Source organism: Butyricicoccus faecihominis, assembly GCF_014648015.1.
Taxonomy (GTDB): domain Bacteria; phylum Bacillota; class Clostridia; order Oscillospirales; family Butyricicoccaceae; genus Agathobaculum; species Agathobaculum butyriciproducens.
Map to the genome: position 1 here is coordinate 1 of NZ_BMQH01000038.1, position 666 is coordinate 666.

At 46.8% G+C, this 666-nt stretch carries 1 protein-coding gene; it reads right to left on the bottom strand.

All coding sequences use genetic code 11. The features are described from left to right. Positions 1 to 24: 24 nt before the first annotated feature. Positions 25 to 666 (bottom strand): IS3 family transposase (locus IEY11_RS14595; RefSeq protein WP_188886906.1); only part of this gene is annotated, 642 nt, incomplete at its 5' end.

Sequence of the window (666 nt, forward strand, 5' to 3'; positions counted from 1 at the left end):
AGGGGGTGCGGACAAAATCTTGGACTATGCCGATAGGCCGAGTTTTTGTCTATACTCCAGCGGACTAAGTCCACCAAGAGATATCTTAATTCGCTTTTCCCGATACCAAACCATATAATCTTCGACTGTATGAATGAACTCCTCTATTGAAACGTTTAGCCAAGAAACCCCATAAAACATCTCGTTCTTCATTCGCCCAAAGAAACCTTCACAGGCTGAATTATCAGGCGAGCACCCTTTCTTGGACATGGATCGATGCAAATGTGCTGCTTCCATACGACTGATCCAGCCTGGCCAGCGATAGTGACACCCACGATCCGTATGGACAACTGGGTGCTCTCCGACTTTTAGAAGAGAAATCGCTTTGTCCAGCATTCCGTTTGTCAACTCTGCGTTCGGGCTGATGCCAATGCTCCAACAAACAGGCATGCCATCAAAGCAGTCGATGATTGGAGAAAGATAAACCTTGCCTGCAGGGATTGCAAATTCCGTAATATCTGTCAGCCACTTTTCATTGGGACGATTTGCGTGGAAATCCCGTTTTAGAAGATTGGGGACAGCTGGCGTGATTTCTCCCTGATAGGAACTGTAGCTTGTCTTCTTTCTGTTCACTCCCTGCACTCCTACTTGCTTCATAAGACGGCGAATTACCTTTTCGGATAGCCG